Here is a 17,714-nt window from a genome sequence, read left to right as displayed (position 1 = left end):
CCATTAAAAAGCATAGCGCATACCAATATTTCCGGTAATATTAATATCTTTATAATCAAGCCCAAACCTAGCCCCAATGCCCGCATTCACATAAAAGGTTTTGAATAACCTTATCTCCCCGCCTGTGATAATGCTGGCAAAAGTGTTGTATCTGCCACCATCTCTATAGCTTAGGGTGTTATTACCGATGAAACGCACCATTTTATCCCCCATAGAATTAATGAATAAGTCTCTGCCCACATCCGCAATCACAAAATAATAAGAGTTTTTATTGAAATAATGCCGACTTTCTAGGGCAAAATTGATCGTTAGAACGGATTTTTTATTAGGGTCAGCATTGGCTCTGAATTGGTTGTAAATAGGATCATCCATAATACCCCTTAAACCGGACAAGCCAATGTAATAATAGCTTAAGCCTACTTGGGGTTTAAAAATAACGCTTTTATCTTTAAACATGAAATCATAGCCATAATTGATTTTAGCGTCAGTCGTCCAAGTGTCGTATCTGTAAGACTGATTGATGATTGAGAGTAGGGGGTCATAGGAGTTGATGAAAGTTTTATTGTATCCCCAAGTCTCATTCAAGCTCATGGTCAATTCGCTTCTTTTGATAAACGCTCGGCTATAAACGCCTATATTGACATTGCTAGAGCCTGATTGAGTGATGTTTGCATGGAACCCGCTATACCCATAAGCGGCATAACCCCCCACAATCACGCCCTTAATGAATCGGTCATACCCTATATTGATACCATATAAAGTTCCAGTGCCTCCACTAATGAAACTAGCCCCTCCAACTCCTGTCGCCCACACATTATTTTTAACTCTATTCCTTTGAGAGTATTTTAAAATCACATCCATAGCGTTAGGGATCGCATCAGCAAACCGCTTGTTTTTAAGGGCTTCTAAGCGTTCCAAGAAATCAGAACGGGCGAAAGTTGAAGTGTCAGAGAGCTTGGCTAAACGGCTCATTTGCTGCGTGTAGGTGTTGATCTGTAAAATATTGGTGGCGTCATTTTTAAAATCAGGGTTAGCGATGACTTCTAAAGTGTTGGCAATGTCTCCAGCGATCGTGGTTAAATCTTTTGTGGAATGGCTTTCTAAATAATAGGGAGCGAATAAAGGGCTTCCCTTAGTTTCAAAGATTTTATTGAGCCAATTAATCGCTTGATTGCCTCCAGCTTGATCAATACTATTCACGCTTTGAACGCCCTGAATTTGAGCGATATATTGTTTTAAAGTGGGGGCTTGTGGGTTATTGATAGGATCATTAGAAACAGCGATTTTCACTTTATTATAAAGAATGGAAGTGTAAATGTATTGGTTTTGAGAATCCTTAAAGCCTACAACTAAACCGCCATCTTTAACGCTCACGGCTTGCCCGTTATAGGTTAAGCCGTTGTCAGTCATCACCATGTGCTTGCCATTAATATCAATGAGCGCATAAAGCTTAAGGTAATTATCCAGGCTACTGCCTCCTGTGATTTGGTTGTTATACCCGTAATAAATGGCTTTAGCGCTATCAATCAGCGTGTAAGTGCCTGTTTCTTTTGAAGAAGTATTGAATTGGATTAAAGGGTTATTGTTATTAGCCATGATCGTCGCTGCGCCTTGAGCGTTGATAATGGCATGACTAACTGAATGACTGAGGTTAAACACCAAATCGCCATAGCTATTAAAATTCCCCATGACATTCAAACCACTAGCGTTAGTGCTTAAAGTCGCTTGTTGGTTTAAGGTGAAATTACCATTAATGTTAGCCGTAGAGTTAGAGGCGTTGTCAAAAGCGTTAGTGATCGTTAAATTATTGGCTTGCAAGGTTGCGTTTTCATTGAGATTGAGCGTGCCTATAACGCTATTATTTGTTACTTGGGACAAATCAATAGCCCCATTAGAGGTGATTGCGCCTAAGAAAGTGAAGTTATTAGCGCGCACGCTTAAAGTTTCATTGGTGGGGGTTACGCTAGAATTTGCAGGAGAGCTGTTTTTGGTTGTAGGGCAATTGGCTAAATTGATACAAATTTCTCCTTTTTGAACGCTCACGTTATTCAAACCCGCATTAAGGCTTAAGCCATTCGTGGCGTTTAGGGTGGTGATATTGATATTAGAAACACCATTAGAAGCAAAAATCAATGCGCCCTGATACTTGCTAAAGTCAATCGTATTATCGCCATTAAAGATAATAGACTTGTTGGCGACAAAATTCAAACTACCCCCAGTAGCGTTGCTAAAAGAGCTGTTATTGACAAAAACATAGCCATTGCTTAAAAAGTTAAAATACCCTTTTTGCCAAAAATCATGCAAGCCTCTAGGCGATAAAAGAGCGCCTAAATCGTTTTCTTTGAGCGCGTTTTGTAAAGAGAGCGGTAACACGCTCCCTAAACCTTGATCATAAACGCCGCTCAACCCGCCTTGAGAAATAACATTATTGATGATATTACTCACTAAGCCTTGACTTTCTAGCTTTTTAACCACATCTTGTCCTAAAAACTCGTTCAATAAGTCGTTCGCCACCACACCAATGTCTTTTTGCAGGCTTGTAGGGGGGTTAGTAATATCCTTTAAAATCACGCTTAAAATAGGGCTTATCTCAGAAGCGTCTATATACCCACCGATAAAATTCAAAAGCCCTTTATCGTCTAGCATGCTTTTTAAAGACTGCTTAGCAAGGTAGTTTTCTATGATGGATGGGGTAACAAAATTGCCAAAAATGCTTAATTTTTGACTGATAATGTTTTGGATTTCATTCATGACTCCACTATTATTCAATAAATCATCTAAGTTATTTTGACCTATAAGTTGGCCTAAGGTTTCATCTTGCAAGCTAGCGGGTAATTCCTTACTCAAAGGGCTTAGAGCGTTTTCTATAAAGTTCCCTAAACCGCCGGCTTGCTTGATTTTTTCCATAGCCATTTGACTAAGAACATTCGCTAAATTCCCTTGATTAAAGATTTTATCAATCCCTTCTTGACCCAAAAGATTAAAGATATTGTCTGTGGCTTGAGCTTCTATATTAGCTTTATTCAACACTAAGTTATTAGTGCTTTGAAAGGTTACATCCGCACTCCCTCCGCTTTCAAAGGTGTTACCACTTCCAATTGTCCCGGTAATATAAATGCTTTTAGCTTTAAAATCAGCGTTAATGTAGCCTAAATAAGGGGAAGTTGAGCCTAATAATTGCCCCAAGTAAGTGTTTCTAAAAGAAGAACAAGTGGCGCTATCTAGCGCGCAAGGGCTGCTATAGCCATTGCCCCCAAACCATATAGAGCTGGTAGAGTTTGTAACATTATCTTGGGTAGCGCCTATAACGAGATTCCCGTTATTAAAGGTTTGATTGATGTTGTCAGTCAAATGGTTGATAATGTCTAGGAGCGCTTGCTTTTGCGCTTGGGTGATTTTAATCTTATCCAAGAGCTGCAACACTTCATTAATGTTAGTGATATTGTCTAATTGGTTGGATTCAATCATTTCTTTTAAGGTGGCGGAATTTTGAGAAAGGATCCCTAAAAGCGTTTTTAAATTCTCGCTAGAAAAACCCTTATTGTAGATATTCAAACTACTCAAAGGCTGGTTGAACGGGCTATAAGTGCCTGGGGCTTGAGGAGTTTGAGAGCCTTTAGGGGTGAAAAGACCTTTAATGTTGCTTGTCAAGTAATAAGTGCCTGCTTGATTGTCGCTATAATCATAGCTATAGCCGGTAGGATTTTGCTTGGAAGCTTGGTAATTATAAAGCTCAGGAGCGATATTAAAAATAGTGTTGGAAGCTGAGTTGGGGTTATTTAAAACTTCTATGGTTAAATCCCCATTTTTAATGCTCTCTTGAATGATTTGAGAATAATTGAGAGGGTTTATAAACGACCAAGTTTGAATGTTGTTATTATCGCTATAGGTAGCGTTTTGGATTTTCATGCCATAAAAAAGGATTTTTTCATAGCCATTAGCCCCACTAATGCCAGTAATCCCTTTTTGAGCGTTTAAGATGTTATAAGTTACAGATTTTGTGATGCTGTCAAAAATATTGATGTCAGATAAATTAATATCCCCATTATTCCCTAAAACAAACTGCCCGCTGACATTCATTAAAGCCTTAGTTAAAGAGGGCGCATAACCATTAAAATTTAACGCCCCATTAGCCGTAAGGTTATTAAAATTCAATGAGCTTGCGCTGTCAAAATTAAAGCTTGCTGTATTAATAGTCGTGTTGCCTCCAAAATCAGCCTGGCTTGCTCCTTGAAAATTGATATTAGCGTTTAAAGAGCTTGTGTTATTGGCTGATAAAACGCTATCGTCTAAATTAATAGTGGTGTTGTTTGAAAAACTAGCGTTAGAAGCGTTGAGTTTGCTACTAGCGTTAAGACTGAGTGTCCCGCCATTAAAAAAGAGGCTATTAAAGGTCGCTTGACTCCCATTATAAATATTGAGACTCGCTTGATTGTTAAAAGCGCTTGTGCCATTCGCATTCAAAACGCTTTGATTGTCTAAGCTTAAATTAGAATTATTATCAAGCGTTAAAGAATTTTTAAAAGCGGCTTGACTTTTATTGCCAAGCGTGATATTAGCGTTGTTTTGCAAAGTTGTATCGCCATTAAAGTTCAGCAAACTTTGAGAGCTAAGCGTAAAACTCGTGTTGCCTAAAAGCTGTGTGGTAGCGTTAAAATTGCTTGTCCCCCTAGAATACAAGACATTGAAAACCGCTTGCGTGTTATTGAAAATAAGGCTATTAGCCCACAAATTATAAACTGCTCCACCATTCAAGCGAGAATTGATAAAGCTTAAAGAATTAGAAGCGTTAGCGCTGATAACGCTTGATCCTCCAGGGTTTGTAAAGCCACTAAACGAAGCGTTAGAAAACGAAATATTCTTAGCGCTAAAACTGAATTTCCCCCAAGTCATATCGCTAAAACTAGAATTGGTCACGCTGATATTATTGGTAGCGTCAAAAGTGGTATAGGAATGCTGACTGGCCCCTGTTTGAATCATTTTAGTAACGGTTTCAGCGTTATTGTAATTCAAGCCATCCATAGTGATATTATCGCTTGCTTTAAAGGTGATGTTCGCTCCCCCACCATCTGAGTTTGAAACGCCTTCACCGGTTTTAAAATTATTGGTCAAGTAAATGTTAGCCGCATTAAAAGTCCCGGTAATATAACCAAAGCCTCCATGCCCTATCCAAATCAACCCATTACTATTCACGCCCTCTGTGTTATTCCCTATGATCAAAGTGCCATTGTTAGCATTGACGCCAAAACTTCTCCCTAACAAATTAGCTGTATAGGTGCTGAGCGTGTTGCCGCTTTGACCGCTCTGTCCTGAAAGGTTAGGATCAATATAATAAATGCCTTTGTTTGAGTAAGTTTTGTTTTGAAGCCAATAAACCCCATTCCACACGCTTTCTGCAGGTGGATTTTGAGTAGGCGTGGGCGGAACTTGACTAGGGGGAGTGTTTGGCGCTGTGTGTTTTGTAGGAGTGGGTGTGGGGCTTGGTGTCGGATTTGGTGTGGGGCTTACATGTTTAGCGTTAGCTATCGCTTGTTTCAATCCCTCTTGTTCCGTATTAAAAGCGTTTTCCTCATTCTGTAAGGTTTGTTCATCTTGTTGTTCTTGTTTTTGCGCTTGAGTGAAAGCTTGTTCGTTAAAGCCTGTGGTGGAGTTGGCTAATTGTTTGACATTTTCTAAATCTTTTTCTAACGCTTGCTCATCTTGTTGGATTTGTTGGTTGGTGTTTTCTAAACTTTGAGCGTCTTTAGCTACAGTAGCATTTTTGCTTTGAGTGTAGCTTGTATCGTTATTTGCGATCGTGTTGTCGCTAGTAACACCATTCAAAGCGTTTTGGGAATTAGCTACATCCTCTTGATAGGTTTTTTGGGCTTGTTGTTGTAAATTGTCGCCTAAAAATTGGGTAATAATAGATTGGTTGTTAAAGGTTTCTTGTAAGGTTTCATCTTGCCCGTCAATGTCAAAGGTTACATCATAAGTGTTATTACCCACTTCAACATGGCTAATAGCCTTATCGCCCTTATAATTGATTAGATCCCACAAATAGCTTTGATAAACCCCATACTGGATCGCCCCGTTTGTAGTGAGAATGTCATAGGTTTGATTATTATTAAGGGTTTGATTGAGGTTAAAGATCGCATTAGAATTAAAAGACACACTGCCTTTAAGGCTAGCAAAAGGCGAACTTGAATTTAAAGTGTTGGTACCTGAAAAACTCACCTTGCTGGTATTAAAGTGATAAGCACCTTGATTGAAGGTGTTATTATTAAAGCTTACGCTGTCATTAAAATCATAAGTCCCTTGATTGAAGGTGTTATTATTAAAGCTTACGCTGTCATTAAAATCATAAGTGCCTTGATTGAAACTACTATTATCAAAGCTTGAACTTGTGCTGTTACTAAAATTATAAGTCCCTTGATTGAAGCTGGTTTGATTGAAGGAGATGGTGCTATTATTGTTATTACCGCTGAAATTAAAGCCCCCATCAGTGTCATCTGTAAAGCTAGAGCCACTGACTTTGATGTTAGAACCTTTAAAATTCATGTAAGATTTTTGTGTCCCTGCATCGCTGTTATCAAAACTCGCTTGATTGATAGTGATATTGTTAGTCGCGTTAAAATTGAGCGTAGCCCCACCGCCATCAGCGTATGAGTTTCCGGTTGTGATATGGCTAGAATTAAAATTCATCGTTTGAGCGTCATAAGTGCCTGTGATATACCCTACATCACCTCCATTAATACCTGTGCCTCCAAAGCGGATATTCCCCCTTATATCAAGCGTGCCGTTATTGAATTTTTGCGTGAAACTAGCCCCACCAGCGCTATAAGTGGTAAGAGTGTTTAAATAATAAGTCCCAGAGTCTTGAGTACTGCTAAAAAGACAATAGGAGTTGTGCGTGGGTGAATTGGGACCGCTTTCAATATTGTCTTGATAACTCCAAGACGACCATGACCAATAACGGCATTCGTTAGCCATTAGGTGGGACAACCCCCCTAACGCTCCTATCAATAAAACCGAAGCTTTTAAAAAAGATTTGTTTTTATTAAAGGGCTTTTCAATGGATTTTGTTTTTTTATGGCGTTTTAAGGGCTTTTCACGCTTTAAGATTCGATTCAATGTGAAAAATTTCTTTGAGATCTTATTCAATTTGAAAGATCCCTTTGAAATAAACCTGGAAATCAATCTGGCCTTTTTAAACGCCATTTAAAACTCCAATCGTTTTTATTAAATCCCACATTATACAATTTGATGTTAAACAAACTCAAAAAGATTCGCAAAATGACTCAATAATGATACATGAATTGCGCCATATCCACCAAACGATTAGAATACCCCCATTCGTTATCATACCACCCCATGATTTTGACCATATTCTCTAGCGTGAAAGTCAAATCAGGCGCGATGATAACGCTATTAGGGTTAGAAATGAAATCAGAACTCACCCTTTCTTTCAAATCTATCTCCAACACGCCTTTTAAAACCCCTTTGGAAGCTTCAATCAATAAATCATTGATCGGATCTTTGAGAGCCTTTTTTTCTAAAAATAAACTCAAATCTATCATGGACACATCAAGGCTAGGCACTCTCACGCTATGCCCATGCATTTTGTTTTTGAGATTGGGTAACACTTTATGCAAGGCCAGAGCGGCTTTAGTGGTGGTGGGGATAATGTTGCTCGCAGCCGCTCTGGAGCGCCGTTTATCCAAAGGGTGGGCCAAATCAATGAGCTTTTGATCGCTCGTGTAGCTATGAATGGTCGTTAGCATGCCCTCTTTAATATTAAAAGCTTTATCTAAAATAGCGCAAATGGGCGCGATAGCGTTAGTCGTGCAAGAGGCGTTAGAAACAATGGCTTGGTTTTGATAGAGAAAATGATTGACCCCATACACTAAAGTAGGGTATTGTTTTTCATCGTATTCGCCCATAAAGGGAGCGGATAACAACACCTTTTTAGCCCCAAGCAAAAGATAATTTTCTAGCGTTTTAGGCTCTAAAAACTTCCCTGAACACTCTATGATAACACCCACGCCTTTCAAGTCTTTGATGCTATTAAAAACAGGGATTTCTAACGAGCCGATAATAAGCTTACCATTAGAGTAACGCGTCTCCTTATTGAGCAATCCATGCACGCTGTCATGCTCTAAAAGATAAGCGAGAATTTCCCAATTAGCGGGGTCATTGATGCCTATCACTTCTAGTTGAGGGTTTGTATCATTGCGCTCTAAAATCGCTCTTAAAACGCATCTCCCAATGCGGCCAAATCCATTGATAAAAATTTTCATCGTAACTATTATCCTATTTTCAGACTTCAATTTCAATTTTTAGGGGGTTTTGTTTGGTATTTTACTACATTTTGCGCTATTATATTGGACCTAGCTATAGGGTTAATTTAAATTGTTTATTGAGTTGAATTTCAAGGAGTAAAACATGGCATTGTATGACAGAGCGAATTCTCGTAACGCGTATGCAGAAGATTCTGTGTTGCATGAAAGCGAGCTGGTAAGTTTTGTTAAAACGACTTATAAGTTCTTTGCGGGCAGTTTGTTATTAGCGACTGTTGGGGCGTTATTGGGTTTAATGAATTTTCAAGCCGTAGTGCAGTATAAATGGGTGTTTTTTATCGCTGAAATTGCGGCGTTTTTTGGTTTGATGTTTTCTAAATCCAAACCCGGTTTGAATTTATTCATGCTGTTTGCTTTCACTTCATTATCAGGGGTTACTTTAGTGCCTTTGTTGGGCATGGTGATTGCAAAAGCTGGTTTAGGAGCGGTTTGGCAAGCTTTAGGCATGACAACCATTGTTTTTGGTTTGATGAGCGTGTATGCCCTTAAGACTAAAAACGATCTAGCGAATATGGGTAAAATGCTCTTTATCGCTTTGATTGTGGTGGTAGTGTGTTCGCTCATTAACTTGTTTTTGGGTAGCCCCATGTTCCAGGTTGTCATTGCGGGAGCGAGCGCGATTTTATTCAGTCTTTATATCGCTTATGACACCCAAAACATCGTTAAAGGCATGTATGATAGCCCCATTGATGCGGCGGTGAGCTTGTATTTAGACTTTTTGAATGTCTTCATTTCTATCTTGCAAATCATTGGTATTTTTTCAGACAGAGACAAATAGTTTGAAAAAATAGGGGGGGACGCCACGCAAAAACCTAATAAAAAATATTTTAAAACTAATAGCACTTCATTTTATATTCTTTCTTTAAGGATTGGTTATGCCTAAACGCACCGATATTTCCAACATTCTACTGATAGGATCAGGCCCTATTGTGATCGGACAGGCTTGTGAGTTTGACTACTCAGGGACTCAAAGTTGTAAAACCTTAAAATCTTTAGGTTATAGAGTGATCTTAATCAATTCTAACCCGGCCACCGTGATGACTGACCCTGAATTTTCTCATCAAACCTATATCCAACCCATCACCCCAGAAAATATCGCCGCTATCATTGAAAAAGAAAAGATTGACGCTATTTTACCCACAATGGGCGGGCAAACCGCTTTGAATGCGGTCATGCAAATGCACCAAAGGGGCATGTTAGAAAGCGTGGAGCTTTTGGGGGCTAAGATTGAAGCGATTAAAAAAGGCGAAGACAGGCAGGCTTTCAAAGAAGCGATGTTAAAAATCGGGATGGATTTGCCTAAAGGGCGTTACGCTTACACGGAGTTAGAAGCCCTAGAAGCCATTAATGAAATTGGTTTTCCAGCCATTATTAGAGCGAGTTTCACGCTGGCTGGGGGAGGGAGTGGGGTCGCTTATAATATTGAAGAGTTTCAAGAATTGGTTAAAAACGCCCTAGACGCTTCGCCTATCAATGAAATTTTGATTGAAGAGTCCTTATTGGGTTGGAAAGAATACGAAATGGAAGTCATACGAGACAGCAAGGATAATTGCATCATCGTGTGTTGTATTGAAAATATTGACCCCATGGGCGTTCATACCGGCGATAGCATCACGATCGCTCCAAGCCTCACCTTAACCGATAAAGAATACCAACGCATGCGCGATGCGAGCTTTGCGATTTTGAGAGAAATTGGCGTGGATACGGGCGGGAGTAACGTGCAATTTGCGATCCACCCAGAGACTTTAAGAATGGTCGTGATTGAAATGAACCCACGAGTGAGCCGCAGCTCCGCGCTAGCGTCAAAAGCGACCGGTTTTCCCATTGCAAAAGTGGCTACCATGCTTGCGGTGGGTTTTAGCTTAGATGAAATTAAAAACGATATTACCAACACCCCAGCGAGCTTTGAGCCTAGTTTGGATTATATCGTGGTGAAAATCCCTCGCTTTGCGTTTGAAAAATTTGCCGGTGTTTCTAGCACTTTAGGGACTTCTATGAAAAGCATTGGCGAAGTGATGGCGATAGGGGGGAATTTCTTAGAAGCCTTACAAAAAGCGTTATGCTCTTTGGAAAACAATTGGCTAGGGTTTGAATCGTTAAGCAAAGATTTAGAGGTGATAAAAAAGGAAATCCGCCGGCCCAATCCCAAGCGCTTGCTCTATATTGCTGATGCGTTCAGGCTCGGCGTTTCTGTAGATGAAGTTTTTGAATTGTGCCAGATTGACAGGTGGTTTTTATCTCAAATTCAAAAGCTAGTCAAAGCAGAAGAGGGCATCAATTCTAGCGTTTTAACGGACGCCAAAAAATTAAGAGGGCTTAAAAATTTAGGCTTTAGCGATGTCAGGATTGCCGCTAAAATCAAAGAAAATGAAAATTTGGAGGTCAGCCCTTTTGAAGTGGAATTAGCTAGATCTAATTTACAAATCGTGCCCAATTTTGAAGAAGTGGACACTTGCGCGGCGGAGTTTTTATCGCTCACGCCTTATTTGTATTCCACCTATGCCCCCAATCCTTTGCCCCCTGTTGGAAACAAACAAGAAAAACAAGAAAAGAAAATCCTAATCATAGGCTCTGGGCCTAACCGCATCGGTCAAGGCATTGAATTTGATTATTGTTGCGTGCATGCGAGCTTTGCTTTAAAAGATTTGAACATTAAAAGCGTCATGCTCAATTGCAATCCAGAAACGGTTAGCACGGATTATGACACGAGTGATGCGCTCTATTTTGAACCCATTCATTTTGAGTGCGTGAAAAGCATCATTCAAAGGGAGCGAGTGGATGGCATTATCGTGCATTTTGGAGGACAAACCCCTTTAAAACTCGCTAAAGATTTGGCTAAAATGCAAGCCCCCATTATTGGCACGCCTTTTAAGGTGATTGATATTGCAGAAGATAGAGAAAAATTTTCCCTCTTTTTAAAAGAGCTTGACATTAAGCAGCCTGAAAACGGCATGGCTAAAAGCGTTGATGAAGCTTATAGCATCGCTAACGTGATTGGTTTCCCTATTATCGTGCGCCCTAGTTATGTGCTAGGCGGCCAACACATGCAAATTTTAGAAAATATTGAAGAACTGCACCATTATTTAGAAAGCGTTACGCATTCTTTAGAGATTAGCCCTAAAAATCCGCTTCTCATTGACAAGTTTTTAGAAAAAGCGGTGGAATTAGATGTGGATGCCATTTGCGACAAAAAAGAGGTTTATATTGCCGGCATTTTACAGCATATTGAAGAGGCGGGTATCCATTCAGGCGATTCGGCATGCTTTATCCCTTCCACTCTAAGCCCTGAAATTTTAGATGAAATTGAGCGAGTGAGCGCGAAAATCGCTCTGCATTTAGGCGTAGTAGGGCTATTGAATATCCAATTTGCTGTTTATGAAAATTCGCTGTATTTGATTGAAGTCAATCCCAGAGCCAGTAGGACCGTGCCTTTTTTAAGCAAGGCTTTGGGCGTTCCTTTAGCGAAAGTGGCGACTAGGGTTATGGTGTTAGAAGACTTGAAAGAAGCCCTGAAGTTCTATGATAAAAAAAATATTGTAGAATATTCTAAAGGCGTTTATAAGCCTAAAATGCCTCATTTTGTGGCTTTAAAAGAAGCGGTTTTCCCTTTTAATAAGCTTTATGGATCGGATTTGATTTTAGGGCCTGAGATGAAAAGCACCGGCGAAGTGATGGGGATTGCTAAATCTTTAGGGCTTGCATTTTTTAAGGCTCAAACGGCTTGCTTTAACCCCATTAAAAACAAGGGGCTTATTTTTGCCTCTATCAAAGATAAGGATAAAGAAGAAGCGTGCGTTTTAATGAAACGATTGGTTGAATTGGGTTTTGAATTGTGTGCCACAGAAGGCACGCATAAGGCTTTGGAAAAAGCCGGGGTGAAGTCTTTAAAAGTGCTTAAAATCTCTGAAGGACGCCCCAATATCATGGATTTGATGATGAATGGGGAAATCAGCATGGCTATCAACACCAGCGATCACAAATCTCAAGATGACGCCAAACTCATACGCGCTTCTGTGCTTAAAAACCATGTGAGTTATTTCACGACTTTAAGCGCGATAGAAGTCTTACTTTTAGCGTTAGAAGAAAGCTCTCAACAAGACGAGTTGTTAGCTTTACAGGATTATTTGAAGTAATTTGATGGCGTTAGTGTATCTCGCTCAAAGCGATACCACTATTGGGCTACTCTCTAAAGACAGCGAAAAACTCAACGCCTTAAAAGGCCGCCCTAAAAACCAAAGCGTTTTAATAGAAAGCGCTGACTTTAGCACCTTAAAAAGCCTAGTACGCGCGCCCAACGCGTTTAAAAACCTCATTAGAAGAAGCGCTAAAACCACTTTTATTTACCCTAACTCTAAGGCCGTTCGTGTGGTTAAAGGCAGGCATGGGGATTTTTTAAAGCGTTTTAAAACGCTTTATAGCACCTCAGCCAACCTCACCCAATGCGCTTATGATAAAGAAATCGCTTCCAACCTCGCAGATGTCATTGTGAGCGATGAAAGGGGTTTGTTTGAAAGCTCTAGCTCTAAAATATTCAAGATTTATAAACATAAAAAAGTGAGATTAAGATAAAAAATATAAATAAAAAAGCTTGATTTTAATCAAGCGATAACCTCTTGAAAAAAGCGGTCTTCTTGGGTTAGGGGGTTTTTAAGGGGGTTAAGGGGGACATTATCGCAAAATGCCCCCCTATCCCCTTAAGGAAATGAATTTTTATATCATAAAATAAAGTAACCGAGAAAAATCTTTCTCTAAAAATAATACTTTTTTAGTTATAATAACAATCTTATTTTTCAAAAACAATAATTACTATATTTAGGATTTTAAGAATGAATGACAAGCGTTTTAGGAAGTATTGTAGTTTTTCTATTTTTTTGTCCTTGTTAGGAACATTTGAATTAGAGGCTAAAGAAGAAGAAAAAGAAGAAAAAAAGACAGAAAGGAAAAAAGATAAAGAAAAGAACGCCCAACACACTCTGGGTAAAGTTACCACTCAAGCGGCTAAAATCTTTAATTACAACAACCAGACAACCATTTCAAGTAAGGAATTAGAAAGAAGGCAAGCCAACCAAATCAGCGACATGTTTAGAAGAAACCCTAATATCAATGTGGGCGGTGGCGCGGTGATAGCGCAAAAAATTTATGTGCGCGGTATTGAAGACAGATTGGCTAGGGTTACGGTGGATGGCGTGGCGCAAATGGGCGCAAGCTATGGGCATCAAGGCAATACGATCATTGATCCTGGAATGCTTAAAAGCGTGGTGGTTACTAAGGGGGCGGCTCAAGCGAGCGCTGGGCCTATGGCTTTAATTGGCGCGATCAAAATGGAGACTAGGAGCGCGAGCGATTTTATCCCTAAAGGCAAAGACTACGCCATAAGTGGGGCTGCCACTTTTTTAACCAACTTTGGGGATAGGGAAACCATTATGGGCGCTTATCGTAACCATCATTTTGATGCGCTTTTGTATTACACGCACCAAAATATTTTTTATTATCGTGATGGGGATAACGCAATGAAAAATCTTTTTGACCCTAAAGCGGATAATAAAGTTACAGCAAGCCCTAGCGAGCAAAACAATGTGATGGCTAAGATCAATGGTTATTTGAGTGAAAGGGATACCTTAACGCTCAGTTATAACATGACTAGAGATAACGCTAATCGCCCTTTAAGAGCGAATTTTACAGGCACTTTTTTACCCTATTCTTGCGGCGATTTCAACGCTTTCCCTAACGAGAAAAACCCTAGCGATTGTTTGTTTGAAAATGACGCCAGTTTGTTTAAAACTTATAGCGTCAATTTAGTGCATAACGTGAGCTTGAATTATGAAAGGGAAGGGGGGAGTCGCTTTGGCGATCCTAAATTAAAAATCAATGGCTATACGAGCATTAGGAATGTCCAAATTGATCCGCTTTTCAGGCCTAGCGATATAGCGGCTATCATCCCTTTCACCCCAAACCCGCAACTTTCTCAAGGCGAAGAAAATCAATGCGTGGCGCAAGGGGGCATTTATGACGCTCTTAAACAAACTTGCTCCATCACTTTTAAAAGCCTTGGAGGGGGATCTGTTGTCGCTAATAAAAATTTATTCATCATCAATTCCGGGTTTAATGCGAACGTGATCCACACCATAGATCATAAAAATGACAATCTTTTGGAATACGGGTTGAATTACCAGAATTTAACCACTTTTGATAAAGCGATCCCTAATAGCGAATTAGTCAAACCCGGCGATGCCCCTGATGCATGCTTAAGGGTTACAAGCCCCAATGATCCTAACATGAACGGGCACTGCCAACGGAATGGCGCTACGGCGAATGTGGTTGGGGTGTATGCGCAAGCGAATTACACCTTGCACCCTATGGTAACTTTAGGGGCAGGGACTCGTTATGACGTTTATACTTTAGTGGATAAAGACTGGCAATTGCACGTAACTCAAGGGTTTAGCCCGAGCGTGGCTTTAAACGTCTCGCCTTTAGAAAATTTGAATTTCAGGCTTTCTTACGCGTATGTAACTAGAGGCCCTATGCCTGGAGGTTTGGTGTGGATGCGTCAAGACAATTTGCGCTATAACCGCAATTTAAAGCCAGAAATTGGGCAAAATGCGGAATTTAACACCGAATACAGCAGTCAGTATTTTGATTTCAGAGCCGCCGGTTTTGTCCAGTTGATTTCTAATTACATCAATCAATTTTCTTCAACGCTTTTTGTAACCAACTTGCCCGCACAAGATATTATTTATGTGCCGGGTTATGAAGTTTCAGGGACAGCTAAATACAAGGGCTTTTCTTTAGGCTTGAGCGTGGCGCGATCATGGCCTTCTTTAAAGGGGCGTTTGATCGCTGATGTGTATGAATTGGCGGCCACGACCGGCAATGTGTTTATTTTAACGGCAAGTTATACGATCCCACGCACCGGGCTTAGCATCACTTGGCTTTCACGCTTTGTTACTAATTTGAGTTATTGCTCTTATAGCCCTTATCGTAACGGCCCTACGGATATTGACAGACGGCCTAGTAATTGCCCTAAAACCCCCGGGATTTTTCATGTGCATAAACCCGGCTATGGGGTGAGCAGTTTTTTTATCACTTACAAGCCTACTTATAAAAAACTCAAAGGGTTGAGCCTGAACGCGGTGTTTAACAATGTTTTTAACCAACAATACATTGATCAAGCAAGCCCGGTGATGAGCCCTGATGAACCTAATCAAGACAAATACGCAAGGGGCATGGCAGAGCCTGGCTTTAACGCTAGGTTTGAAATTTCCTATAAGTTTTAAAATTTGAGCGCGTGGGGGGCTATTTTCTTTCAAGCGATTAAAAAAGTGAAGAAATAAAAACGCCCGCGCAAAAACAAAAAAGGAGGGCTAAAAGAAGCGAGAATTTCATGGGTAATGAGTCCAATCAAAAATAACGCATTCTTTAAAAGTAACAAATATATGATTTTAATCCTTTGATTTTAAACCAATTTACAATAAAAGGTTATTTTTTGTAAAATAGGGTTGCGAACTTTAATTAATATTTTAACTTCATGCTATTTTTTTTTTTTTTGATTATAATTATAATCTCAATAAGAAAAATCATACAATTAAGTCTAGGGAGAGTTTAATGAAGCAAGAAAAGTATTTTCTGACTTCTTCTTTATCGCTTTTATCGTTTTTATTGTGTCCTGTAGAAGCTTTTGATTATCGGTTTAGTGGTCGTGTGGAGAACTTTTCTAAAATTGGTTTTAACAATTCTCAAATCAATACCAAAAAAGGGATTTATCCTACCGAAAGCTTTATAGATATTGTAACTTTAGCGCAAGTCAAAGTCAATTTACTCCCTAAAGGCACTGAAAACCACAGGCTTTCTGTTTCTTTGGGTGGGGCGATTGCAGCCATTCCTTACGATAAGACCAAATATTATATTAACCAGGCTAATGGGAAGGTTTTTGGCTCAATTGTAGAGAATTTCATTGGGGGCTATCATGGATACTTTTTTAACAAGTATCTTGGCCCTGCTTATGCGGGGACTTCTCAATCAGCGAGCTATCATGCAAGGCCTTATGTGGTGGATACCGCTTTTTTACGATACGATTACAAAGATGTTTTTGGGTTTAAAGCGGGGCGCTATGAAGCGAATATTGATTTCATGAGCGGTTCGAATCAAGGGTGGGAAGTGTATTATCAGCCCTATAAGACTGAGACGCAAAGGTTAAGGTTTTGGTGGTGGAGTTCTTTTGGGAGAGGTTTGGCGTTTAACTCTTGGATTTATGAGTTTTTTGCGACAGTGCCTTATTTGAAAAAGGGAGGCAACCCCAGTAACAGCAACGATTTCATCAATTATGGCTGGCATGGGATCACCACGACTTATTCTTATAAAGGCTTAGACGCTCAATTTTTTTATTATTTTGCGCCTAAAACTTATAACGCTCCCGGTTTTAAGCTAGTCTATGACACGAATAGGAATTTTGAAAATGTGGGCTTTCGCTCTCAAAGCATGATCATGACAACTTTCCCTTTATACTATAGGGGGTGGTATAACCCAGAGACAAACACTTATAGCTTGGAAGACAGCACGCCCCATGGCTCTTTGTTAGGGAGGAATGGCGTTACTTTAAATATCCGCCAGGTTTTTTGGTGGGATAATTTCAACTGGTCCATTGGCTTTTATAACACCTTTGGCAATTCAGACGCTTTTTTAGGCTCTCACACGATGCCAAGGGGGAATAACACTTCCTATATCAGTAATGAAATCTCAGTAACGACTAGGCATGCCGGAATGATCGGCTATGATTTTTGGGATAATACGGCTTATGACGGGCTGGCTGATGCGATCACTAACGCGAACACTTTCACTTTTTACACTTCGGTTGGAGGGATCCACAAGCGTTTCGCATGGCATGTTTTTGGGCGCGTCTCTCATGCGAATAAAAATGCGTTAGGGCAAGTGGGGAGGGCTAATGAATATTCCTTGCAATTCAATGCGAGCTATGCGTTCACTGAATCGGTTCTCCTCAACTTTAGGATCACTTATTATGGGGCTAGGATCAATAAAGGGTATCAAGCAGGGTATTTTGGAGCGCCCAAGTTCAATAACCCCGATGGCGATTTTAGCGCGAATTACCAAGACAGAAGTTACATGATGACCAACCTCACGCTGAAGTTTTGATTTTCAATCAAATCGCAGCAAGTTAAAAACACTCCAAGGCATTTTTTAAAGCCTAAGTATAAAAGACTTTGCACAGCTCGTTTTTTAAAAGCGCTTCCTAGAGGTTAAGGGGATTTAGTTTTGGGTGGTTGTTCCCCTTAAAAAATGGGTTTTACCATAAAATTTAAAACGATAAAACAAAGTTTTTAAACCACAGAAACCCTAAATATCTTTAGCGTTTGATTGCTT

The 17,714-nt window shown here is 39.9% G+C and carries 7 protein-coding genes; 5 read left to right on the top strand and 2 right to left on the bottom strand.

Going from position 1 to position 17,714, the window contains the following annotated elements:
• Positions 1-3 precede the first annotated feature (3 nt).
• Both CS889_RS04850 and gap read right to left on the bottom strand, forming a co-directional pair.
• A complete protein-coding gene (locus CS889_RS04850; protein WP_089087008.1) occupies positions 4-7,200 on the bottom strand; it encodes a vacuolating cytotoxin domain-containing protein in 7,197 nt (2,398 codons plus the stop codon).
• 80 nt (positions 7,201-7,280) lie between these two features.
• A complete protein-coding gene (gap, locus tag CS889_RS04845; RefSeq protein ID WP_089087007.1) occupies positions 7,281-8,279 on the bottom strand; it encodes a type I glyceraldehyde-3-phosphate dehydrogenase in 999 nt (332 codons plus the stop codon).
• A 145-nt stretch (positions 8,280-8,424) separates the two neighbouring features.
• On the opposite strand from gap, the gene CS889_RS04840 reads away from it, so the two are divergent.
• The 5 genes from CS889_RS04840 to hofG all read left to right on the top strand — a co-directional run bounded on the left by CS889_RS04840 (position 8,425) and on the right by hofG (position 17,486).
• Positions 8,425-9,117, top strand: a complete 693-nt coding sequence (locus CS889_RS04840) for a Bax inhibitor-1/YccA family protein (RefSeq protein WP_001240294.1) — start codon at positions 8,425-8,427, stop codon at positions 9,115-9,117.
• Between the two features lie 97 nt (positions 9,118-9,214).
• Positions 9,215-12,472 (top strand): carbamoyl-phosphate synthase large subunit, encoded by a 3,258-nt coding sequence (carB, locus tag CS889_RS04835; RefSeq protein ID WP_089087006.1) that lies wholly within the window; start codon positions 9,215-9,217, stop codon positions 12,470-12,472.
• 4 nt (positions 12,473-12,476) lie between these two features.
• Entirely contained in the window at positions 12,477-12,908 is a 432-nt protein-coding gene (locus CS889_RS04830; protein ID WP_089087005.1) for a Sua5 YciO YrdC YwlC family protein, read from the top strand.
• 257 nt (positions 12,909-13,165) lie between these two features.
• Positions 13,166-15,613, top strand: coding sequence for a TonB-dependent receptor domain-containing protein (locus CS889_RS04825; RefSeq protein WP_089087004.1), 2,448 nt, complete (start codon positions 13,166-13,168; stop codon positions 15,611-15,613).
• A 328-nt stretch (positions 15,614-15,941) separates the two neighbouring features.
• Positions 15,942-17,486, top strand: coding sequence for an outer membrane beta-barrel protein HofG (gene hofG / locus CS889_RS04820; RefSeq protein WP_000806979.1), 1,545 nt, complete (start codon positions 15,942-15,944; stop codon positions 17,484-17,486).
• The last annotated feature ends 228 nt before the right edge of the window (positions 17,487-17,714 follow it).

The sequence above is a fragment of the Helicobacter pylori genome, assembly GCF_900120335.1.
GTDB classification, from domain to species: domain Bacteria; phylum Campylobacterota; class Campylobacteria; order Campylobacterales; family Helicobacteraceae; genus Helicobacter; species Helicobacter pylori_BU.
This window is presented reverse-complemented; position numbering and strand designations above follow the sequence as displayed.